The 20,775-nt window shown below is 60.4% G+C and carries 19 protein-coding genes; 4 read left to right on the top strand and 15 right to left on the bottom strand.

Annotation, left to right across the window (positions count from 1 at the left end; all coding sequences use genetic code 11):
- Positions 1-130: 130 nt before the first annotated feature.
- Entirely contained in the window at positions 131-1,495 is a 1,365-nt protein-coding gene (locus BN1139_RS04120; protein ID WP_013723479.1) for a cation:dicarboxylate symporter family transporter, read from the top strand.
- Positions 1,496-1,578: 83 nt separating this feature from the next.
- Here the strand turns inward: BN1139_RS04120 and BN1139_RS04115 are convergent, their stop codons facing one another.
- The 3 genes from BN1139_RS04115 to BN1139_RS04105 all read right to left on the bottom strand — a co-directional run bounded on the left by BN1139_RS04115 (position 1,579) and on the right by BN1139_RS04105 (position 3,060).
- Entirely contained in the window at positions 1,579-2,106 is a 528-nt protein-coding gene (locus BN1139_RS04115) for a rhodanese-like domain-containing protein (RefSeq protein ID WP_013723480.1), read from the bottom strand.
- A 4-nt stretch (positions 2,107-2,110) separates the two neighbouring features.
- A complete protein-coding gene (locus BN1139_RS04110; protein ID WP_005354646.1) occupies positions 2,111-2,530 on the bottom strand; it encodes a MauE/DoxX family redox-associated membrane protein in 420 nt (139 codons plus the stop codon).
- A 122-nt stretch (positions 2,531-2,652) separates the two neighbouring features.
- Positions 2,653-3,060 carry a type III secretion system chaperone family protein gene (locus tag BN1139_RS04105; RefSeq protein ID WP_005354643.1) on the bottom strand — a complete coding sequence of 136 codons (408 nt, stop codon included), beginning with the start codon at positions 3,058-3,060 and terminating at the stop codon, positions 2,653-2,655.
- A 245-nt stretch (positions 3,061-3,305) separates the two neighbouring features.
- Here BN1139_RS04105 and BN1139_RS04100 point away from each other — a divergent pair, with 245 nt between their 5' ends.
- Complete coding sequence (locus BN1139_RS04100; protein WP_005354639.1) at positions 3,306-5,408, top strand: hypothetical protein; 2,103 nt, start codon at positions 3,306-3,308, stop codon at positions 5,406-5,408.
- A gap of 59 nt (positions 5,409-5,467) precedes the next feature.
- Here BN1139_RS04100 and BN1139_RS04095 read toward each other — a convergent pair whose 3' ends face one another.
- From BN1139_RS04095 to hpt, 3 genes are all read right to left on the bottom strand, one after another.
- The gene (locus BN1139_RS04095) at positions 5,468-6,241 is read right to left on the bottom strand and encodes an ABC transporter permease (RefSeq protein ID WP_005335622.1); all 774 of its coding nucleotides are present in this window, start codon (positions 6,239-6,241) and stop codon (positions 5,468-5,470) included.
- Entirely contained in the window at positions 6,238-7,155 is a 918-nt protein-coding gene (locus BN1139_RS04090; protein WP_005354634.1) for an ABC transporter ATP-binding protein, read from the bottom strand. The genes BN1139_RS04095 and BN1139_RS04090 overlap by 4 nt, the downstream gene beginning before the upstream one ends.
- A gap of 111 nt (positions 7,156-7,266) precedes the next feature.
- Positions 7,267-7,797, bottom strand: coding sequence for a hypoxanthine phosphoribosyltransferase (gene hpt / locus BN1139_RS04085; protein WP_005354632.1), 531 nt, complete (start codon positions 7,795-7,797; stop codon positions 7,267-7,269).
- Between the two features lie 201 nt (positions 7,798-7,998).
- On the opposite strand from hpt, the gene BN1139_RS04080 reads away from it, so the two are divergent.
- A complete protein-coding gene (locus BN1139_RS04080) occupies positions 7,999-8,613 on the top strand; it encodes a TetR/AcrR family transcriptional regulator (RefSeq protein ID WP_005335617.1) in 615 nt (204 codons plus the stop codon).
- 73 nt (positions 8,614-8,686) lie between these two features.
- On the opposite strand, the gene BN1139_RS04075 is transcribed toward BN1139_RS04080, so the two are convergent.
- Both BN1139_RS04075 and mpl read right to left on the bottom strand, forming a co-directional pair.
- Complete coding sequence (locus tag BN1139_RS04075; RefSeq protein ID WP_005354628.1) at positions 8,687-9,298, bottom strand: flavin prenyltransferase UbiX; 612 nt, start codon at positions 9,296-9,298, stop codon at positions 8,687-8,689.
- Positions 9,295-10,665 carry a UDP-N-acetylmuramate:L-alanyl-gamma-D-glutamyl-meso-diaminopimelate ligase gene (mpl, locus tag BN1139_RS04070; protein WP_005354625.1) on the bottom strand — a complete coding sequence of 457 codons (1,371 nt, stop codon included), beginning with the start codon at positions 10,663-10,665 and terminating at the stop codon, positions 9,295-9,297. The genes BN1139_RS04075 and mpl overlap by 4 nt, the downstream gene beginning before the upstream one ends.
- A gap of 258 nt (positions 10,666-10,923) precedes the next feature.
- Here mpl and BN1139_RS04065 point away from each other — a divergent pair, with 258 nt between their 5' ends.
- Positions 10,924-11,625: a phosphatase PAP2 family protein gene (locus tag BN1139_RS04065; protein ID WP_005354622.1), complete on the top strand. Its 702-nt coding sequence runs from the start codon at positions 10,924-10,926 to the stop codon at positions 11,623-11,625.
- A 69-nt stretch (positions 11,626-11,694) separates the two neighbouring features.
- Here BN1139_RS04065 and galE read toward each other — a convergent pair whose 3' ends face one another.
- The 7 genes from galE to barA all read right to left on the bottom strand — a co-directional run bounded on the left by galE (position 11,695) and on the right by barA (position 20,696).
- Positions 11,695-12,708 carry a UDP-glucose 4-epimerase GalE gene (galE, locus tag BN1139_RS04060; protein WP_005354620.1) on the bottom strand — a complete coding sequence of 338 codons (1,014 nt, stop codon included), beginning with the start codon at positions 12,706-12,708 and terminating at the stop codon, positions 11,695-11,697.
- Between the two features lie 116 nt (positions 12,709-12,824).
- Complete coding sequence (locus BN1139_RS04055) at positions 12,825-13,814, bottom strand: FAD-binding oxidoreductase (protein WP_005354617.1); 990 nt, start codon at positions 13,812-13,814, stop codon at positions 12,825-12,827.
- A gap of 111 nt (positions 13,815-13,925) precedes the next feature.
- Positions 13,926-15,575, bottom strand: a complete 1,650-nt coding sequence (hcp, locus tag BN1139_RS04050; RefSeq protein ID WP_005354615.1) for a hydroxylamine reductase — start codon at positions 15,573-15,575, stop codon at positions 13,926-13,928.
- 289 nt (positions 15,576-15,864) lie between these two features.
- A complete protein-coding gene (locus BN1139_RS04045; RefSeq protein WP_005354613.1) occupies positions 15,865-16,332 on the bottom strand; it encodes a Dps family protein in 468 nt (155 codons plus the stop codon).
- 155 nt (positions 16,333-16,487) lie between these two features.
- The gene (locus BN1139_RS04040) at positions 16,488-17,375 is read right to left on the bottom strand and encodes an N-acetylmuramoyl-L-alanine amidase (protein WP_041202808.1); all 888 of its coding nucleotides are present in this window, start codon (positions 17,373-17,375) and stop codon (positions 16,488-16,490) included.
- 34 nt (positions 17,376-17,409) lie between these two features.
- Positions 17,410-17,889, bottom strand: coding sequence for a YehS family protein (locus tag BN1139_RS04035; RefSeq protein ID WP_005335594.1), 480 nt, complete (start codon positions 17,887-17,889; stop codon positions 17,410-17,412).
- A gap of 89 nt (positions 17,890-17,978) precedes the next feature.
- Entirely contained in the window at positions 17,979-20,696 is a 2,718-nt protein-coding gene (gene barA, locus BN1139_RS04030) for a two-component sensor histidine kinase BarA (protein ID WP_005354609.1), read from the bottom strand.
- Positions 20,697-20,775: the final 79 nt, after the last annotated feature.

The following is a 20,775-nucleotide window of genomic DNA, read 5'->3' as shown; positions in this document are numbered from 1 at the left end:
CCCCCTCGGGCATCCGCTGCTTTTTCACGCCAGCACTCTCCTGCATTCCGGCGTTTTGTTCTGCGGCCCAGCCCGCATTTCCCTTCGTTTCTATCCACTTTCGGCCTGATGGCCACTACAGGTACTCATGATGTTTGTCCTGATTGCATCGCTTGTTTTCTGTCTGCTCTGTTTTGCCCTGACCCGGATTCCCTCTACTGTGCCGCTCTCGCGCAAGGTACTTGCGGGTCTGCTGCTTGGCGCCCTGTTCGGGCTGGCGCTGCAATTGGGGTGGGGCGCCGATGATGCCGGCGTCCAGCAGACCCTGGAGTGGGTCAATATCATCGGCGGTGGCTATGTCAGTCTGCTCAAGGTGGTGATGATGCCGCTGGTGTTCACTTCCATCCTCTCCGCCATCAACAAGCTGGAGCAGGCCCAGTCCCTTGGCAAGATCAGCGCCGTGCTGATCGGCTCCATGCTGACGTTGGTGATGATCGCCGGTGTGGTGGGGATGACCATTACCCACCTGAGCGGTCTCACCGCAGCCGGGTTGTTGAGTCACGGTAGCGACAGCGCCACCCTGCAACAGAGCATGAGCACCATCGACAGTGCCCAGACTCTGCCGGCCCTGCTGCTCTCGCTGGTGCCCACCAACTTTGCCGCCGATATGGCGGGTAGCCGTAGCCTCTCGGTGATCGGCGTGGTGATCTTTACCGTGCTGGCGGGGGTTGCCCTGCTGCAGTTGAAGGCGGAGCATCCACAGGCTGGTGCTCGCGCCGCCGTGGCCATCGACACCCTGCAACTGTGGGTGATGAAGATGGTGCGGGTGGTTATTGCGCTCACCCCCTATGGGGTGATGGCGCTGATCGCCCGGGTGGTAGCCCACTATCCCCTGAGCGAGATCCTCAGCCTGCTCGGCTTTATTCTGGTCTGCTACGTCGCCATTCTGGCGATGTTTGCGGTGCACATGGTGATCCTGCTGCTGATCGGCCAGAACCCGCTGCACTATTTGCGGGAAGTATGGGGCGTGCTCACCTTCGCTTTTGTCTCCCGCAGCAGCGCGGCTTCCATCCCGCTCAGTATCGAGACCCAGCAGCGTCTTGGGGTGCCCGCCAGCATCGCCAACTTTGCCGCCTCGTTCGGTGCCAACCTCGGCCAGAACGGCTGCGCCGGCATCTATCCGGCCATGATGGTGGCGATGATTGCTCCCATGCTCGGTATCAACCCGTTTGATCCCCTGTTCCTGCTGACTCTGCTGCCGGTGATTGCGCTGGGCTCCATCGGGGTGGCTGGCGTCGGCGGTGGCGGCACCTTCGCCGCGCTGATCGTGCTCTCCACCCTCAACTTCCCCATCGCGCTGGTGGGGGTGATGATCGCCATCGAGCCGCTGGTGGATATGGGCCGCACCGCCCTCAACGTCAACGGCTCCATCATGGCGGCGATGATCACCAAGCGGTTGCTGGGCAAGCAACAGCTGGCCAACGTGGAGACAGTGCAGACGCAGGCCGCCAGCTAACCCTGAGTGCCACGTAATATGAAAGAAGCCCGCAGTTGCGGGCTTCTTTCATATCGGCTGTGTTGCCTTGTGGGCAAACGCGGTTACTCGGCAGAGACGGGGTAACCGGCCCCTTTCCAGGCAAAGATGCCGCCCGGCACCCGATAGACCTGCTGATAGCCCTGAGTCACCGCCCAGGCGGCAGCGTTGTGGCTGCGGCCGCACTTGACGAAGCCGCAGTAGATCACCACAGGGCGGGACTTGTCTTCACCCAGCAGCGCCTGGAACTGCTCCGCCGTGCCGCTCCCCTCGACAATCTCGCTCCAGTTGTCGCCGGACTTGGCCTCCTTCACGAAGACAAAGTTCTTGGCGCCCGGGATGTGCTCTTTCTTGTAGGAGTCCTCATAGGGCATGGTGTCGATGATCACCAACTCCTCACCCTTGTCCATCCGGGTCTTCAGCTCGGCCACGGTCAGCAGCTGATAGCCCCCCTGCTGCGCCTCCTGTGCCAGCTGTACAGCCGACTGCTCCAGCTTCACCTCCTGCTCGAACTGGTTATCGCCACAGCCCGCAAGGGCAAAGCTGGCGGCGATCAGCGAGGCCAGCAGGGTGCGGGATCGCAATGTCATCATGTCACTACTCCTTTAGTACGGGAAAAACGGGGCGGGAAGTTCGCAGCAGGGCGCCCGCAAGCGTCAGTAGCAGCAGATCCCGCACAATGGCCTCCGGCAACGAGCTGAGATCAGCCCTGCCCAGACAGCCGCAAGAGATGTCGAGCCCGATGGCAACGCCATAGCCCAACACCGGAATAAATAGGGCGAGCAGCCCGATCACCAGCCAGAGTCCCCAGCGCCGGTTGGCGATGACCGCAAGCCCTGCGCAGAGCTCAAGGGCAATCAGCCCCCAGGCCACTGGCGGGATCAGTGACGGCCAGATCAGCCCGAAGGCCGCGATCTGCTCGATGAACAGGGCGGGGGAGACCAGCTTGAACCCGGCGGAGGCGAGGAAGAATCCTCCCAGAGCCAGATTGGCCAGCATGCGCAACAACGCAGGCATGTTCTACCTCTTTATAGAGAGGGGGTAAATTCTAACAATTACCGATGGAGCCGCAATGACTAAACCCATGCCGAACAAGATAAATCTCGATTTTGCGGGGCAGTGACCAGAATGGGGGGGCGCTAGACCCTGATGGTTGCGGTTGTGGAGGCGGGATGCTGAGGCTGTGTCGATTGCTCCCGGTCGTGCTGGTGGGTCAGCAGTTCGGCAGCCAGCTCGATGGCCCGCTCGAGCAGTACCAACAAGCTGTCGACCGTCAGGTGATCGAGCCACTCGCGGGCCCAGATCAGGGTCTCTCCCCGCTCGGTCTGATCCAGCAGAAACACCGGCTCGTCGCCAAGGTGGTTGAGCAGGGGCGTGTTGGGCATGGCGTGGCCCGGTAGCAGCAGATAGATCACCAGATGGTCCTCATCCTCTGCCAGCGTCAGCACCAGTTCGTCGTTGATGGTCAGGGTGGTGGCTGTCTGTCCGGCCACCGGAAGCGGAAGTCCAAGTTGTGTGTACAGGGCGGTGATGAGAGCGTGATACATGGCCAAACCTCGGGCAGGGGGAGAGTGACACCCTATGCGGCTGATCGGTGGCTGCTTATCACTTGTCGTCATTTTTTTAGCGTTTTTGGTCGGCGGGGCGAATGATTGTGCCGAAATTGTGAGCTGACAGACATCTTTTACGGGTCAGTCCGAATCCTAAAAAAGCGGGACCATCGCTGACAGGGTGACAAGGGGGGGTGGCGTACGCTGAGGATCTTCTCTCTCATCAACGCAGGTTTCTTGCCATGAAAATTGCCTCCCCGGATATCGATGTAAGCCGTCATCAGCAGACAAGCCCTGATGCCACTCCACCTGCTACTGCTTGTCTTGGCAACGCCAGACTACGGCTGCTGGATGCTGGTAACCGGGAGTTCGATAGGGGGATCCGCCGTGGTATTGGCCATCGGCAGAGCCCGGAACTCAAGGCAGTCAAGCAGGCGGTGCGGCACTACCAGGCCCAGCCAACGCCTTCACTGGCCGGGTTGGCGAAGATCGAACAGGTGCTGCAGTTCTGGATCGACTCGGGCAAGAACCGCTCCCGTCAGCAGGATCCCGTGTTGCAAAAACTGGTCGATGACATCGCTGTCCGCCGTCAGGCGTTGGCACAGGGTGGCAAGCCTCCCTCATTTCAGCTGGCGTGGGTCTGCAACGAACAGGGGAGGGTCAATCAGCCTATCGAGAGTAACCAGCAGGTCCGCCAGTGGTGCAGCGAGTTGGCTCGCCTGCAACAGGAGGGGGCCAACGACCTGTTCAAGCAGGAGCTGCAAGGGGGACTCGATCTGATGTTCGGGGTGAGTGAGGGGATGATGGCGCGGCGGCTGGAGCGGGTGCCGACCCGTGAAGAGGTCGCAGAAAGCCACGAGTGGCAGCTGTTTTGCGGGACCTTGCGTCAGGCTCTGCCCGCACTGGGTGAGCTCAAGCCCCAAGCCACTGCCGAGGAGAATGGTCGCGATATCCTGTTGACCCACAGTCAGCTACTGGAGCTGGGCCACCTCAAGGAGGTTCTGGATCTCAGCATTCAGCAGCAGGTGAGCAAGCAGGGGGAGATTGGCCTGCTCAGGACCGAGCTGCTGACCGCGCTTGTGGATGGACTGGATGAGCCCTGGCTTGAGCGCGAGGCGCAGGAGAAGGCGCTCTGGCAGGGAGAGGCCGCATCAGGCAAGCACTATCAGAGTGGTGTACGGGCCGAGCTCAAGAGCTCTCTCTCTGCTGCCAGCAAGGAGCTGAAACCGGGTGAGCCCGTGAGCCACAAGGCCTTTGGCGGGCTCGGGCTGGTCAGTACCAGTGCGCTGGTGGAGGCTTTCGCCAAGATCGAGATTGGCAAGTGGGAGGGGCGTCGCGACACGCCGGTAGGAGAGTTTGCCGGCAAGGTGGCTCTGACCCAGGAGAACAAGGCGAGTGCCAAGGCCGAGCTGGTGATTGGCAAGGCGGAGGGCTCATTGGTGTTCAATCCGGTGAACAAGATCGTCAATGATACCGACGGATCGCGTTACACACCGGGGCCCCATGACCTTAGTCTGCTGCGCATCGGGGCCAGTGCCGAGCTGGTGAGCAGGCTGGGGTTGTCGGTTGAGGGGAGCTGGACTATCGGCAACCTGCTTAACGCCAAGCTGGCAGGCTCGGCCGAGGTGGTCGCCAATGCCAAGCTGGAGGCCGGTGCAGCGGCTATCATGACCCCCAATGGGCCAGTGGTCAGCGTAACGGCCAACGCCTCGGCCTTTGCTGGTATGAAAGCAGAGGGGAGTGCCCAGCTCAATCTGCTCAAGAGTCAGTATGCGGATGCCTATAGCCTTTCGGCCAAGGTACGCGCCTCCGCCAATCTGGGTGTCGGTGCATCGGCCGGTGCCACTGCGGCTTTCGGGCCGGAGGGAGCCAAGTTTCATACTACCCTTGGCGTGACGCTGGGGGTGGGGTCAGATGTCGGTTGGGAGGGCGGAGTCAACGCCATGGCAACCAAGGCGTATGCACTGGAGCTGGCTGCTCGTGCGGTAAGCAACTTTGATCAGCGCAAAGGGGAGCAGCTAGATGGACTGGCGATGGCGGCAGGGAATGAAAACCGTCTCTTCGAACTGGCCCAGCGGGTCGATAACCGGATTGTCACTCTCGCCACCCAGTTGGATGAACTGCAGCTGGCGGCCAGCGAGAACCGGATCCGGATGCAGGAGAGCCTGATCGATCCCGAGCTCGCTGCTGGTCGCACCGCCATGGCGCAGGCTATCGACGATGCCTTCGGTCAGGAGCGGGTCGATGAGCAGGGGGGCGTCACGGTTCCCGAGCGGGCTGCCGAGCGCAACGAGAAGCTTGAGCTCACCGCCCGGCTGCTAAAGGATCACGCCATCCGGGTCTAGGTCATCCTGAGGTGGGCCGGACAATGAAAACGGGCACCGCGAGGTGCCCGTTTTGGTCATTAGTGGCGCAGCCCGGTGCCGCGGGAGATAAGCCACCAGGCGATACCGTAGAGGGCCACGATAAAGCCGATGATGATGAGGTAGGCGGTGCCGAGCGGCACATCGGAGATGCCGAGGAAGCCGTAACGGAACGCGTTCACCATGTAGATGATGGGGTTCACCTGGGAGACACTCTGCCAGAAGGGGGGCAGCAGGCTGATGGAGTAGAACACCCCGCCCAGATAGGTGAGCGGTGTCAGCACGAAGGTGGGGATGATGCTGATGTCGTCGAAGGTCTTGGCAAACACCGCGTTGATAAGGCCACCCAGCGAGAAGAGAATCGCGGTGAGCAGCACGGTGAAGCAGACGCTGAACAGATGGTGGATCTGCAGCGGCACGAAGAACAGCGACACCAGGGTGACGATGAGGCCGACACAGAGGCCGCGTGCCACGCCCCCGCCCACGTAACCGGCGATGATGACGTAGTTTGGCACCGGCGCGACCAGCATCTCCTCGATATTGCGCTGGAACTTGGCGCTGAAGAAGGAGGAGGCGACGTTGGAGTAGGAGTTGGTGATCACCGACATCATGATGAGGCCGGGCACGATGAACTCCATGTAGGTGAAGCCACCCATGTCACCGATGCGCGAACCGATCAGGTTGCCGAAGATGACGAAGTAGAGGCTCATGGTGATGGCCGGTGGCACCAGGGTCTGGATCCAGATCCGGGTAAAGCGGCTCACCTCCTTGGCCAGAATGCTCTTGAAGGCGATGTAATAGATGGCCAGATTCATGCTTTTCTCCCCTCTTCGACCAGATTGACGAACAGCTCTTCCAGTCGGTTGGCCTTGTTGCGCATGCTCACGACCTGCACCTGCTGGTTCGACAACTGCTCGAACAGGCTGTTGAGTGACTGGCTCTTGTCGAGATCCACCTCAAGGGTGCGTTCATCCGGCATACGGCCGTTGAACTCTGGCACCTCGGGTACGGCAGAACCTGGCGCAAGGTCGAGCAGGAAGGTCTCGCGACCCAGCTTGCCCAGCAGATTCTTCATGCTGGTGTTCTCGATCAGACGACCCTTGTCGATGATGCCGATGTTGCGGCAGAGCATCTCCGCCTCTTCCAGATAGTGGGTGGTGAGAATAATGGTGACACCCTGCTCGTTGAGATCCTTGAGGAAGGTCCACATGGAGCGGCGGATCTCGATATCGACCCCGGCGGTCGGTTCATCGAGGATCAGCAGCTTGGGTTCGTGCATCAGGGCGCGGGCGATCATCAGGCGGCGCTTCATGCCGCCGGAGAGGGTGCGGGCAGGCATGTCGCGCTTCTCCCACAGATCGAGCTGGCGCAGGTACTTCTCGGCGCGGATCTTGGCTTCCGCCTTGGGCACGCCGTAGAAACCGGCCTGATGGGTGACAATCTGGATCACCTTCTCGAACTGGCTGAAGTTGAACTCCTGCGGCACCAGCCCGAGCTGAGCCTTGGCCTGTTCCAGATCGCTGTCGATGTCGTAGCCAAACACCTTCACCTTGCCGGCGCTCTTGTTCACCAGCGAGCTGATGACGCCGATGGTGGTGGACTTGCCCGCGCCGTTTGGGCCGAGCAGGGCGAAGAAATCCCCCTGCCTGACGGTAAGATCGATGCCTTTAAGGGCTTCGACGCCCCCCTGATAGGTCTTTTTCAGGCCGCTGATTTCCAGTGCGTTCATTGCAACCTCTGTGATGGTTGAATCCGGCTCGATACAGAAAAGGCGGCCAAGGCCGCCTGCACAGAGTAAAGGGCGCAAGGCCGCTTCACCCGTGATATTTCTGAACCTGGCTTACTCCTGGGGTACCACTTTGCCGATAAACGGCAGGTTGCGGTACTTCTGGGCGTAGTCGATGCCACAGCCGACCACGAATTCGTCCGGAATGGCGAAGCCAATCCAGTCGACCGGCACCTGCACTTCGCGGCGGGAGGGTTTGTCCAGCAGGGTGCAGATGGCCAGGGATTTTGGCTCGCGCAGGGAGAGGATCTCGCGCACCTTGTTGAGGGTGTAACCGGTATCGATGATGTCTTCCACGATCACCACATCCTTGCCCTTGATGTCGTCGTCCAGGTCTTTGAGGATGCGGACGTCACGGGTGCTGTGCATGCCGGAGCCGTAGCTGGAGGCGGTCATGAAGTCCAGGGTGAGGGGCAGCTGGCACTGGCGGCAGAGATCGGCCAGGAAGATGCAGGAACCGCGCAGCAGCGCAATCATCACGACTTCGTCAGAACCCTGATAGCGGGCGGTGATCTCTTCACCCAATTTGGCGATCCGGGCGGCTACTTCAGCCTCGGAGATCATCACCTCGACGGTGTGTTTCATCACTTACTCCCATAAGGCCAAAGGGGATTTGGCCGTTCATGAATATCAAAACCGATGATTCTACCACTCATGTTGAAGGGTGCTAGAGATACGTGGTGCTTTTATCGGCTTATTTTAATTGATAGAGTTAGCAGGCACTCAGGCATGATTAGTTAAAATACTATAAACACCATAATCAATAACTATTAGATGATAAAAACTATGGAACCACGCGCAGAAATAAGACGTCGTACCCGGCTGTCGCCGGAAGCTCGTCGCTCCCAATTGATGGAATGTGCCATCGAGGTGTTCTCCCGTCGCGGCATTGGCCGTGCAGGTCACGCCGAGATAGCCGAACAGGCCAAGGTCTCTGTGGCTACCGTCTTCAACTATTTCAACACCCGCGAGGAGTTGGTAGATGAGGTGCTGGCCGAGATCGAACGCTTTGTGAACCAAATGCTGTCGCAGGCATACGGTGACCAGGGCTCCATTTTCGACAAGATCCAGCGTCATGTACGCCTCTCTGTCGATGCCGCCTACGATCAACCGGATTATGCCGGTATCTGGCTGGAGTGGAGCTCATCGGTTCGGGAAGAGGTATGGCCCCGCTATACCCGGCTGCTCGATCAGTGCCTTGAGCTGATCGCCAGCGAGCTGCAAACCGCCATGGATGCAGGGGAGATCACCAGCGTGCTGTCAGCACAAGATCTGGCCCGCTCTCTGACCGGTTTTGGCTATGTGATGATGCAGATGATCAATCAACCTCAGCGCCCGGTGCGCCAAGAGGTGACTGATTTCCTGTTCAAGTACGTGACGGCGCCAATTCAGGCTCGCTAACACGGCTTAACGAAAAAACGGCGTCACTCATTGAGTGGCGCCGTTTTTTTTATGGCCGGATATGGCCGTCACCTCACTGGTGGCCATAGCCCCAGCGGCGGGTCAGCTCATGCTCGACACCGAGATGATCGAGGATGCGGGCAACCATAAAGTCCACCAGATCCTCGATGCTTTTCGGCTCATGATAGAAACCGGGCGCAGCGGGCATGATGGTCACTCCGAGCCGTGCCAGTTTCAGCATGTTCTCCAGATGGATCGCCGAGAAGGGGGTTTCGCGGGGCACCAGGATCAGCTGGCCGCGCTCCTTGATCACCACATCCGCTGCCCGCTCCAGCAGGTTGTCCGAGGTGCCGTTGGCAATGGCCGAGACGGTGCCCATGGAACAGGGGCAGACCACCATCTGTTTGGGCGCGGCCGAGCCGGAGGCCACCGGTGAGAACCACTCCTCCTTGCCGCAGGCGACAATCTGCCCCTCCTTGGCGCCATATTGGCGACAAAGATAGGCAGAGAGCTCTTTCGGCGAGCCGGGCCAATCCTGCTGCTGCTCGGTCTTGAGTACCACACGAGCTGCCGATGAGGCGAGCAGGTAGACCCGATAGTCCGCCTGCACCAGACACTGGAGCAGGCGCAGGGCGTAGGGGGCGCCGGAGGCGCCGGTCAGCGCCAGGGTGATCGCTTTGTTCATAGTTCGCCGTGGTAATCCTTGAGGCGGGCGATCAGCTTGTCATGAATGCCACCGAAGCCGCCGTTGCTCATGATCAGAATATGGTCGCCATCGCGGCTCTCGGCCACCAGCCGGTTGATCAGGGTCTCCAGATCGTTGAATACCTTGGCCGGACGGGTCATATGGGCCGTCACCTCGCCGAGATCCCAGCCGATGTTGGGCGGCTGGAAGAAGAACACCTCGTCGGCGCCATCGAAGCAGCCAGCCAGCTCCTCCTTGTGAACCCCCAGCTTCATGGTGTTGGAGCGAGGCTCCAGCACCGCCAGAATACGTGAGCAGCCTACCTTGGCGCGCAGGCCGCCGAGGGTGGTCTCGATGGCGGTGGGGTGGTGGGCAAAGTCGTCATAGACGCTGATGCCCGCCACTTCGCCTTTGAGCTCCATCCGCCGTTTGGGGGATTTGAATTGGCAGAGGGCTGCGATGCCATGCTCCACCATGACACCGGCGTGGCGGGCGGCAGCGATGGCCATCAGGCCATTGTTGACGTTGTGCTCGCCGATGCACTCCCAGTGCACCTCGCCTTGTTTTTCACCATCCAGCCACACCTCGAAGGCGGAGCCGTCATCGGCCAGCTTGACCGCCTGCCACTTGGCGTCGTCTTGACCTACCAGCTCCACTTCGCTCCAGCAGCCCATCTTGCGCACGGCGGTGAGGTTGTCATCGGCTTGCGGGAACAGCACCCGGCCGTTGCTCGGCACGGTGCGCATCAGGTGGTGGAACTGGCGCTGGATCGCGGCGAGATCCGGGAAGATATCCGCGTGGTCGAACTCCAGATTGTTCATCACCAGGGTGCGCGGGTGGTAGTGGACGAACTTGGAGCGTTTGTCGAAGAAGGCGCAGTCATACTCGTCCGCTTCGATGACGAAGAAGGGGGCAGAGCCGAGACGGGCGGAGACCGGGAAGTTGCCCGGCACGCCGCCAATAAGGAAACCGGGTTCCAGTTTGGCGTACTCCAGCACCCAGGCCAACATGCTGGCGGTGGTGGTCTTGCCATGGGTGCCAGCAACGGCCAGTACCCAGCGATCCTGCAGCACGTGCTCCAGCAGCCACTGGGGGCCGGAGATATAGGGCAGATTACGGTCCAGCACATATTCAACACAGGGGTTGCCGCGGCTCATGGCGTTGCCGATCACCACCAGGTCCGGCGCCGGATCGAGTTGGGAGGGGTCATAGCCTTCGGTCAGTTCGATGCCCTGTTGCTCGAGCTGGGTACTCATGGGGGGATAGACGTTGGCATCCGAACCGGTCACCCGGTAACCAAGCTGTTTTGCCAACACCGCCAGACCACCCATAAAGGTGCCGCAGATCCCGAGAATGTGAATATGCATACCGCTTCCTTTCGCAGTAAAGGGAAGTGCGCATTCTAGGGGGTGTTGCGGTGGTGGCACAAGCCGCACTCATGGTGAGAGGCCCACAGATGCAGCACCGGAGGCAGAAATCTTGGCGCTGTTGGGATATGCGAGATTGGAATGGGCTGGCAGGCTTTATTTGAGACTTGATATTGTGTCGCACTTTCTTACAATTCTTCGGTTTTGTGACGCACGCTACAGTTTTACGATATCGCCCTTTTCCAAAGGAGAGTCCCCATGGGCAAGTTCCTGCTTTGCTATCTGGTCGGTGGTCTGGTGGCCATCAGTTGGGCTGCGCTGCCCGCTCACGGTCCCTGGGATCAGTGGGACCTCACGATTTTTCACACCGTTAACGGCTGGCTCGGACAGTCGGCTCTGTGGGCCGATCTGGTGGCCATCACCAATAACCGGCTGTTCGATCTGGCGGTGCTGGCCTGTATGGGGCTGATCTTGGCGCGCTGCTTCTTCGCCCGGGATCTGGCGGGCCGTCGCCAGCTGGTGGCGATGGGTATAGTGATGCTGCTAAGTGCACTGGTGATCAACCAGCTTGGTCACCGATTGCCGGTGGAGCGACCCAGCCCGACCCTGATGGTGGCCGATGCGCTGCGGGTGACCCAGATCAGTGCTATTCCGACCAAGGACTCTTCCGGTGACAGCTTCCCCGGCGATCACGCTCTGTTCCTGATGATCTTCGCCGGCTATGCCTTGCGCTATCTGCCGCGCTGGGCGGGAGTCACCGCATTGCTGATGGTGCCGATCTTTTCCGCGCCGCGCATTCTGGCTGGCGCCCACTGGTTTACCGATGTCTACGTCGGCGCACTGGGGCTGGCGACCCTCTGTCTGCCCTGGTTGCTGCTGACCCCGCTGGCGGATCGGCTGATAGAGCGCATCGCCCCCCGATTGGCCCGTGTGCCGCTGCTGCGCAGTCAGACCCACTGATTGAACGTCGCAAAATAAAACGCCCCGACATGAAAATGTCGGGGCGTTTTGTTATCAACCCGCGAGAGATCAGCCTTGATAGCCGTTCGGGTTGTTGCTTTGCCAGCGCCAGGTATCGACCATCATCTGCTCCAGACCGCGTTCTGCCTGCCAGCCCAGCTCGGCACGGGCCAGCGTTGGCTCTGCCCAGCACTCGGCGATGTCGCCCGGGCGACGGGGTTTGATCTGGTAGGGAATGGGTCGGCCGCTGGCCGCTTCAAACGCCTTGACCATCTCCAGTACCGAGTAGCCCTGACCTGTGCCCAGGTTGTAGGTGAAGACGCCGGTGTCGCTCTTGATGCGCGCCAGTGCTTTCAGGTGGCCGATGGCGAGATCCACCACATGGATGTAGTCACGTACGCCGGTGCCATCCGGGGTCGGGTAGTCGTTGCCAAATACCCCCAGCTCCTTGAGCTTGCCGACACCCACCTGGCTGATATAGGGCAATAGGTTGTTGGGGATGCCGTTGGGATCTTCACCAATCAGGCCGCTCTCGTGGGCGCCGACCGGGTTGAAGTAACGCAGCAGCACGATAGCCCAGCGGGGATCGGATTTGGCGAGATCACGGAGGATCTCCTCCACCATCAGCTTGGAGCGACCATAGGGGTTGGTGGCGCTGGTGGGGAAATCTTCCCGCAGCGGTACCGAGGCGGGATCGCCATAGACGGTGGCCGAGGAGCTGAATACCAGCCGGAAAACGCCAGCCCTGGCCATCTCTTCGCACAGCACCAGAGTGCCGCTGATGTTGTTCTGGTAGTAGGTGAGCGGGATCTGGCTCGACTCCCCGACCGCCTTGAGACCGGCGAAGTGGATCACCGATTCGATCTGGTGGTTGGCGAACAGCTGCTGCAGGCAGGCTCTGTCCAGCACATCCCCTTCGACGAAGGTGACCGGCTTGCCGGTGATCTGCTCGACCCGCTTGAGTGACTCCGGTGAGGAGTTGGAGAGGTTGTCGAGTACCACGACCTGCTGCCCGACGTTCAAGAGTTCAACCAGGGTATGGGAGCCGATATAGCCGGCGCCCCCTGTGACCAGTATTGTCATTTTTTATCCCGTGTTCTGGTGAAACTGGGGCAGAGTCTAGCGCCCCTGTCTACTTGGGAAAAGGTTGGGATACCGATGACGCTTTCACCGCACCTCACAAAAGCCTTCACCACGCCTCAATAATCGAGGCCGATATCCCCTTTTGCGGTGCAGGAGCAGGCCAGAGCAACGCCGCTCTCCAGATCCTGCGCACTCAGGGTCATCACGCTCTGGCGCTCGATGTCACCTGTGGTGGTGCAACGACAGCTGCCACATACCCCGGCGCGACAAGCCGCCATTATGGTTTCGCCCGCCGCTTCCAGCGCCGCCAGCAGGGTCTGACCCGGCAGGATCTTCACCTTTTTGCCGCTCTTTTTCAGGGTCAGCCAGAAGTGCTCGTTGGTGGTCGTGGCGGGCTCTGCGGGGGGAAGACCAAAGGACTCCTGATGCAGCTGCTCCGGCGGCAATCCCAGTTCCGTCAGCATGGTCCTGACCGCCGCCATATAGGGGGCCGGGCCACAGAGATAGACATGGCGTTCGCGCAGATCTGGGGCCAGTTCGGCCAGCATGGCGGGGGTGAGCCTGCCAATCCAGGGGTGATCTGCTGGGGCATCTTCCAGAATCAGGGCATGGCGTACACCGGCATGGGCCTCAGCCACTGCAGCCAAGTCATCTGCGAAGATCACATCTGCTGGCGAGCGGGCGCTATGAATGAAGCGGATATCGGCATCCGGCCGTTTGGCCAGCTCGTTCCGCAACATGGACCACATGGGGGTGATGCCGGAACCGGCGCTCAAGAGCAGTGGTCGTTCGCAGGGCAAGGCGGTCAGATTGAAGTCGCCAAAGGGACCATCCACCCGGATCTCGTCGCCCACTTGCAGGGTTTGATGCAGATGGCGGGAGACTCGTCCCACATCTTTGATAGTCACCTGCCAGCATGCATCCTGCGGGCTGGAGGAGAGGGTATAGGCGCGGTACTCCGGCTGGCCGTCTATCTCGGTGTGCAAGGTTATGCACTGGCCAGCTAGTACGGGAGGGAGGCTGCCAGAAAGCGGCGCCAGCTGCCAGCTCACGACGTCGTGGGTGTTCTGTTGGCGGCCAATGCAGGTGAGCGTGAGATAGGTCATCACAAGGCTCCTTAGGTTTGAAACGGTTCGAAAAACGTCTGATGAAAAAGCCGGGTCCAGAAAAAAGGCGAGCCGGACGGCTCGCCAAACGCTTACAACATGAGGTGCCGATCAGGCCGCCAGGATCTCGGCCAAGTCAGCCTCGGCGGTGGTGGTCCCTTTCAGGCCGAACTGCTCCTCCAGCACCTTGAGCAGCGCCGGGGTGAGGAAGGCGGGTGCGGTCGGGCCGGTACGAATGTCTTTCACCCCGAGGGAGAGCAGGGTGAGCAGAATGACGATGGCTTTTTGCTCGAACCAGGAGAGCACCAGCGTCAGCGGCAGATCGTTGACCCCGCACTCGAACGCCTCGGAGAGTGCCAGCGCCAACTGGATGGCGGAGTAGGCATCGTTGCATTGACCCACGTCCAGCAGACGCGGAATGCCGCCGATGTCGCCAAAGTCGAGCTTGTTGAACTTGTATTTGCCGCAGCCCAGGGTGAGCAGCAGGCTGTCGTGCGGCGCCGCCTTGGCAAACTCGGTGAAGTAGGCGCGCTCGGCCTTGTCGCCGTCACAGCCACCTACCAGGAAGAAGTGGCTGATCTCCCCGGCTTTGACCTTCTCAATCACTGCGGGCGCAGCCTGCATCAGGGCGTTGCGGGCAAAGCCGATGGTGATGAAGTGCTCGAGCTCGGTGTGCTTGAAGCCTTCCAGCGCTTGGGCCTTGGCGATCACGGCGGAGAAATCATCCCCCTCCAGATGGGTTACGCCCGGCCAGCCGACGATGGAGCGGGTGAAGATGCGGTCACTGTAGTTGCCCACGTTCGGGTCGATAATGCAGTTGGAGGTCATCACCACGGCGCCCGGGAAGTTGGCAAACTCCTTCTGCTGGTTCTGCCAGGCGGAGCCGTAGTTGCCCACCAGATGGGGGTACTGTTTGAAGAAGGGGTAGGCCAGTGCGGGCAGCATTTCACCGTGGGTGTAGACATGGATGCCGGTCCCCTTGGTCTGCTCCAGAATGAGCTTGAGATCCATCATGTCGTGGCCGGAGACCAGAATGCACTTGCCGGGGATCGGCGTGACCCTGACCCGGGTCGGTTCCGGGTGGCCGAAAGCACTGGTTTCACCCAGATCCAGCATCTCCATGATTTTGAAGTTGAGCTGACCGATCTCCATGGCACAGCTGAACAGCCGACCCATTTCGCTCGGATCTGTGCTGAGCCAGCTCATGATGCGGTGGAATTCGGCGGCCACCTCGTCACTCTGCTGATCCAGCACCCGGGCGTGCTCCATATAGGCGGCCGCACCCTTGAGGCCGTAGAGACAGAGCAGACGCAGCCCCATGATGTCCTCGTTCACCTCGCTCTTGCCCCGATTGGGGGCGGCTGGCGCGGCATGGGCAAGTTGTTCCAGCAGTTCGGCACCGGGTTCGAAGTAAGCGGACTGTGGCAAGTCGTTGACCTGCACCGCCATGGCGGTCAGACGATTGGCTAACTGCTGGCGATAGGCGAGGGCCTGATTGACGTAGGCCACGATGCGATTCGAGTCGAAGTTGACGTTGGTGAGGGTGGCGAAGAAGGCTTTGGGCACGAAAGCATCGACCTCGCGATCCATGATGCCCTGCTCGCGGGCGGCCAGCGCCCAGGCGCTGAGCCCCTGCAGGGTGTAGATCAGCACATCCTGCAGATCCGAGGTTTCCGCCGTCTTGCCGCACATGCCTTGTGCGTAGGCACAGCCGTTGCCTGCCGGGGTACGAATTGTCTGTTCACATTGCACACAAAACATCATGTCTCTCCTAATTGGACATTTCAGTTGTCTGTTTTGTGGCGATTCTATTCCTCTCGCGAAAAACTTAATAGGCATTCAATTTGCCAATTAAGATTCCCTTGATGCAGATCAAAAACAAAAAAAGCCGCCCAAACAGGGCGGCAAGCGGGTGGATAGAAGGAGAGACAACTCAGGTTTGCAACAGAACATAACAATCAGACGGATTGGGACGTGGTCTGGTCAGGAGCTTTCGGCCCGGTACTTACTCAAGCCAGCATACGTACGCTGTAGTCGGCTTGGTTCACTATCAGGCCAGATAAGCGCGCAGCATCCAGACCAGTTTTTCCTGCTGCTGCACATAGTCGGAGAGGATGGAGGCAGTGCCCTCATCACCGGCTTCGGCGGCCTGGCCCAGAATACGGCGCTGGGCGACCAGCAGTTCGCGGAAGCTCTCCAGCAGGGATTCGACACAGGCGCGGCCATCGTGCAGCCCTTTTTGCTCCGGGATGGCAGAGACTTGCAGGTAGTCGCTGAAGCTGTGCATGGGCACGCCATCCAGGGTCAGGATCCGCTCGGCCAGTGCATCGACTTTCAGCAGCAGGTCGTTGTAAATCTCTTCAAATTTCAGGTGCAGTTCGAAGAACTGGTTGCCACGGATATTCCAGTGGAAGCCGCGCACGTTCATGTAGAGGATCTGGTAGCTGGCCAGCAATTTGTTCAACTCGGCTGCCAGGGCTTGTGATTGAGCAGTATCAAGACCAATCGGGCTTTTCATCATTCACCTCCAGATTTGGAAATCGGTTTGAAATTCTCTTTCGGAACGCAGTCAGAATAACGCCTTGCAAAATGCAGGGACAATTGCTTGTGCCTAACTGTTTGATAGCTAACGGCTATCAAACAGTACGCAGCAACGGGGGCAATGGATGAGTATTAGGGGAAGTATTTTTCGAGCAGCGCCATCAGGATGGCCTGACACTCGCGGTCCGGTTTGCTATCGACCTTGCTGGCGCGAAAGTGGAGCTGAAAGGCGCCCATGACGGCGCGGCTCTGTTCATCCCACTGGCCGCTCCGGGGCAGGCCATAGCCATAGCGGGCCAGCTGCTGCTGCCACATGGCCGCATCCCAGTGGGGCAAGGGGCTGGCCAGTAGCTCGGCCACCCGACCTTCATCTGGCCAGGCGCCGACTCCGTACGTCAGATAGAGCTGGCGCCAGGGGAAGTGGGGGCCGGGATCCTGCTTGCGCTCGGGGGCGACATCGCTGTGGCCCAGCACCTGGGTCGGTGGAATCTGGTAGCGGGCGACCAGCTCCCGGCTGAGGGCGCCGACGGCAGCTATCTGCTGCGGGGTATAGGGTTGCCAGCGGCGGGCATCGGGGGCCAGCGGCTCATCTTCCGCTGGATAGCCGAGGTTGACGATCTCGATGCCAAGGGAGCTGGCATTGAGCCCGGCATATTGGTGCCAACGGCTGCGTCCCGCATGCCAGGCGCGCGCGCTGTCCGGCACCAGCTGATAGACCGGTAGCGGGGTCTCGTGGCTGTCGCGGGGGATCAGGTAGTGGGCGCTCACCTTGTGCTCCAGCTCGGTCAGCAGGCGCAAGGAGTTGGCATCGTCTTCATCGGTGTAATGGAGGATCAGAAAGGCGATCCGCTCGTTCTGGTTGGCGCTCTGATAGCGGGTCGAGAGCTGGTACTCGGACGGGGTACAGGCGCCCAGCAGCAGAACCAGTGGCAGAAAGAAGAGGGGAAGAAGACAGCGCCAGCGCCATCCCCCTGCCACAGCCAGTCTGCTGAACGTGGGAGGAGTGAGTCGCTGGCACATGTCGAAGGCCCGGTCTGGTCAGTCGCGCGGCTGGTTAGCCGCGGTATTTGGCCGTGAGACCGATCAGGAAGTTGCGCAGGATCTGATCCCCGCAATCCTGATAGTGCTTGTGATCCTTGGAGCGGAACAGTGCACTAAGCTCGGACTTGGAGAGGTTGAAGTCGGCGAGCTTGAGGGTGCCGAGCATATCCTCTTCCTTGAAGTTGAGACCGATGCGCAGCTTGCGCAGGATCATGTTGTTGTTGATCCGGTTCGGGATCACCTGGGCCGGTGCATCTTCCCGCACGCCGCGGCGGGCGATGATGAAACCGTCGAGGAACTGGCTCAGAGCCGAGTCGGGACAGGCGACATAGCCTGCCTCTTGCTCTTCACCTTCCGCCGCCTCTTTCATCAGCCAGCTGTGCAGCTGGGCGTGAGTGACCGTCAGGTTGCCCTTGGCAAACATCTCGACCATCTGGTCGTTGCTGATGGTGAGGGCGTAGCGCAGACGGCGCAGAATATCGTTGTTGGTCATGCTGACTCCTGTGTAAACGGCGCAACTTTACCATCTGGCGGCCCTCGCGTCAGAAAAAGCGGGGGCCGATACAGTTCAGGTCAAGCTCATCAAGCCTTGCCGAGATAGCGGGGCGCCTCCTGGCGCACCAGTTCCAGCGCATCTTGCAGCTCCAGCAGCTCGGGTTCCAGCTCGCTGACCGGCACGCCGTCACGCAGCTGTTGCTCCAGCTGGGAGAGCAGCCGTTGCAGCCCCGGCACCCCGGAATAGGCACAGCCGCCGTTGAGGCGATGGAGCTGGGCCAGCACCTCGCTATCTTCAATTTCTCCAGCCAGCGCGCTATCCAGCACCGGCTCGACCTCGTCAAAACTGGCCAACAGCATGGTCAGCATCTCTCTGGCGAGATGCTCTTTCCCCGCCGCCTGCCGCACCGCCAGTGTCCAGTCGATCTGTTGGGCACCATTATTCTGGTGACGGCGATGGGCAAAGTCGGTGATGAGCTGGGCCAGCATGCTCTCGTCGATGGGCTTGGCCAGATAGTCGTCCATCCCCTGGCGGATCAGCCGCTCTCGCTCTCCGGGAATGGCGTGGGCGGTCACCGCCACGATCGGGGTGGTGGTGTTGAGGGACTGGTTGCGGATCGCCTGGGTGGCGCTGATGCCATCCATGATCGGCATCTGGATATCCATGAAGATGATGTCGAACGGTTGGCTCTGGGCCTGTTTGACCGCCTCCTTGCCGTTTTTGCACACCACCACCTGACTCACCATCTCCTTGAGCATGGCGGCGATCAGCTTGAGGTTGGCGGCGTTGTCATCCACCGCCAGCACCTTGATTGGCTGCAACTGGCGCGGCGCAGGCTGGGCGGGCAGCTTCTGGCGGCTCGATTCCGGCGAGAGCAGGGCGTGCAGCAGCTTGCGGTGGTTGACCGGTTTGGAGAGGCAGTGCTGGGCGCCATGGGCCAGCATCGCTTCATAGAGCGCCGGCTCGTGGCTGCTGAGCAGCACTATGATGTTCTGCTGCTGGCCATTCAGTCTGTCGAGACGGCCGATCACCTGCTGCGGCGTATGCAGGGTGCTGCTGCCGATGATCACCATCTCCTGCTCGCTCATCTCGGGCCAGGGATCATCGCTGGTCAGTGGGTGCACGTCGAGGTGCCACTCCGCCAACAGGGCGAGCAGGGAGGCTTGCGCGAAGGGATCCGGTTCCAGCAGCCAGAGCCGTTTGCCACGGATCCGATCCAGCGGCAGTTGATCGGTCTGGGGCAGGGGGGAGACCTCCACATCCAGACTGAACGAGAAGATGGAGCCCTTGCCGAGCTCCGATTCAAAGCGGATCTGGCCGCCCATCTGCTGCACCAGCTTCTGGGTAATGACGAGGCCCAGGCCCGTGCCGCCATAACGGCGGGAGATGGAGGAGTCGGCCTGATTGAAGGCCTGGAACAGCTGATGTTGCTGCTCTTGGGAGATGCCGATGCCGGTATCACGGATCTGGACGTTGAGCCTCACCTTGTGGTTGCCACTGCCGGTCTGCTCGATATGGACATCGACGTTGCCCTGTTCGGTGAACTTGATGGCGTTGCCGGTGAGGTTGGTCAGCACCTGTTGCAGACGCATGGGGTCGCCGGTGAGGTAGTCCGGCACATCGGCATCCACCCGCAGGGAGAGCTCCAGTTGTTTGTCGTGGGCGCTGGGGCCGAGCAGGTGCATGGTCTCGTTGAGGGTGTCGCGCAGGCTGAACGGGATATGCTCCAGCTGCAGCTTGCCCGCTTCCAGCTTAGAGAAGTCGAGGATGTCGTTGATGATGCCAAGCAGGTTGCGCGCCGACTTCTCGATGGTCTGCATGTAGTCGGTTTGGCTCGGGGTCAGGCTGGTTTTCAGCAACTGGCGGGTAAAACCGATGACCCCGTTGAGCGGGGTACGCAATTCGTGGGACATGTTGGCCAGAAACTCCGATTTGACCCGCGCCGCCTCCTGCGCCCGCTTCTTGGCCATGTCGAGCTCGACGTTCTGGATCTCGATCTGCTCCAGGGTTTCGCGCAGGTCAGAGGTGGCCTGATCGATATTCTGCTGCATCTCTTCGTGATATTCGGAGAGCGCCTTGGCCATGGCGTTGATGCCGTTTTTCAGCATATCCAGCTCGCCGGTGAGCTGGCCGCTGACCCGGGTATCGAGCCGCCCCTCCCTGATCTTGTGCACTGCCTGCACCATGTTGGTGATGGGCTGGGTCACGCTCTTGACCAGCCGGAAGCCAAACAGGGTACTGAAGGCGACCCCGATGAGCACCATGATCACCGCAAAGAAGGTGTCGCGGTACTGCAGCAGCATGGCCCTATCGGTCGCCATCTGCATCGAGATGTAGCCGATCATCGGCGGCTCTACATCGCTGGGTAGCGGGAAGCCATCCAGACTGGTTTCAGCCTGGATCGGGGTGCGCAAAATGATGTCGTCCCCCTGAAACGTCACGCTGGTCAGATCCGGAATAGGCTCGCCATCGGGCAGTCTGAGTCGGGTGAAATCCCTGTGATAGTTCGAGGTAACGAACAGCTGGTTGTCCTGGGTGAAGACAGCGATGGACTTGATGAAGGGGGAGTTCTTGCGGTGGGTCAGGCCAATCAGCCGCTTGAGGGATTCGCGACTGTGCTGGGTCATCCCGTATTCACTGGCGATCGCCAGCGGTTCGATGATGTTGATCCCCTGATCAATGAGGTTGTTTTCCAGCTGCTGGTAGCGGTGGAAGGTGAAGTAACCGGCCATCAGGCCACCGATGATCAGGGTTGGCAGGATGGTGAAGGCGAGAACGCGTGCTCTCAGGCCATATTTGGTCATACGAACAGGCCACCAGTGAACAGGGTTGGCGATAGGGTTGATGGCAATACACGGGCTCTGTGGCCGTATTTGGTCATAC

Origin of the sequence: Aeromonas veronii bv. veronii, from assembly GCF_000820225.1 — a bacterium.
GTDB classification, from domain to species: Bacteria; Pseudomonadota; Gammaproteobacteria; order Enterobacterales; family Aeromonadaceae; genus Aeromonas; species Aeromonas veronii.
This window is presented reverse-complemented; position numbering and strand designations above follow the sequence as displayed.

Bases quoted from the DNA above. Each gene is read 5' to 3' on its own strand.
- barA (WP_005354609.1), bottom strand. From the start codon at position 20,696: ATGACCAAATATGGCCTGAGAGCACGCGTTCTCGCCTTCACCATCCTG.
- BN1139_RS04105 (WP_005354643.1), bottom strand. From the start codon at position 3,060: ATGTATCACGCTCTCATCACCGCCCTGTACACACAACTTGGACTTCCG.
- BN1139_RS04075 (WP_005354628.1), bottom strand. From the start codon at position 9,298: ATGAACAAAGCGATCACCCTGGCGCTGACCGGCGCCTCCGGCGCCCCC.
- BN1139_RS04040 (WP_041202808.1), bottom strand. From the start codon at position 17,375: ATGTGCCAGCGACTCACTCCTCCCACGTTCAGCAGACTGGCTGTGGCA.
- BN1139_RS04120 (WP_013723479.1), top strand. From the start codon at position 131: ATGTTTGTCCTGATTGCATCGCTTGTTTTCTGTCTGCTCTGTTTTGCC.
- BN1139_RS04110 (WP_005354646.1), bottom strand. From the start codon at position 2,530: ATGCCTGCGTTGTTGCGCATGCTGGCCAATCTGGCTCTGGGAGGATTC.
- BN1139_RS04055 (WP_005354617.1), bottom strand. From the start codon at position 13,814: ATGACCTATCTCACGCTCACCTGCATTGGCCGCCAACAGAACACCCAC.
- hpt (WP_005354632.1), bottom strand. From the start codon at position 7,797: ATGAAACACACCGTCGAGGTGATGATCTCCGAGGCTGAAGTAGCCGCC.
- BN1139_RS04080 (WP_005335617.1), top strand. From the start codon at position 7,999: ATGGAACCACGCGCAGAAATAAGACGTCGTACCCGGCTGTCGCCGGAA.
- mpl (WP_005354625.1), bottom strand. From the start codon at position 10,665: ATGCATATTCACATTCTCGGGATCTGCGGCACCTTTATGGGTGGTCTG.
- hcp (WP_005354615.1), bottom strand. From the start codon at position 15,575: ATGTTTTGTGTGCAATGTGAACAGACAATTCGTACCCCGGCAGGCAAC.
- BN1139_RS04035 (WP_005335594.1), bottom strand. From the start codon at position 17,889: ATGACCAACAACGATATTCTGCGCCGTCTGCGCTACGCCCTCACCATC.
- galE (WP_005354620.1), bottom strand. From the start codon at position 12,708: ATGACAATACTGGTCACAGGGGGCGCCGGCTATATCGGCTCCCATACC.
- BN1139_RS04045 (WP_005354613.1), bottom strand. From the start codon at position 16,332: ATGAAAAGCCCGATTGGTCTTGATACTGCTCAATCACAAGCCCTGGCA.
- BN1139_RS04095 (WP_005335622.1), bottom strand. From the start codon at position 6,241: ATGAATCTGGCCATCTATTACATCGCCTTCAAGAGCATTCTGGCCAAG.
- BN1139_RS04115 (WP_013723480.1), bottom strand. From the start codon at position 2,106: ATGATGACATTGCGATCCCGCACCCTGCTGGCCTCGCTGATCGCCGCC.
- BN1139_RS04065 (WP_005354622.1), top strand. From the start codon at position 10,924: ATGGGCAAGTTCCTGCTTTGCTATCTGGTCGGTGGTCTGGTGGCCATC.
- BN1139_RS04100 (WP_005354639.1), top strand. From the start codon at position 3,306: ATGAAAATTGCCTCCCCGGATATCGATGTAAGCCGTCATCAGCAGACA.
- BN1139_RS04090 (WP_005354634.1), bottom strand. From the start codon at position 7,155: ATGAACGCACTGGAAATCAGCGGCCTGAAAAAGACCTATCAGGGGGGC.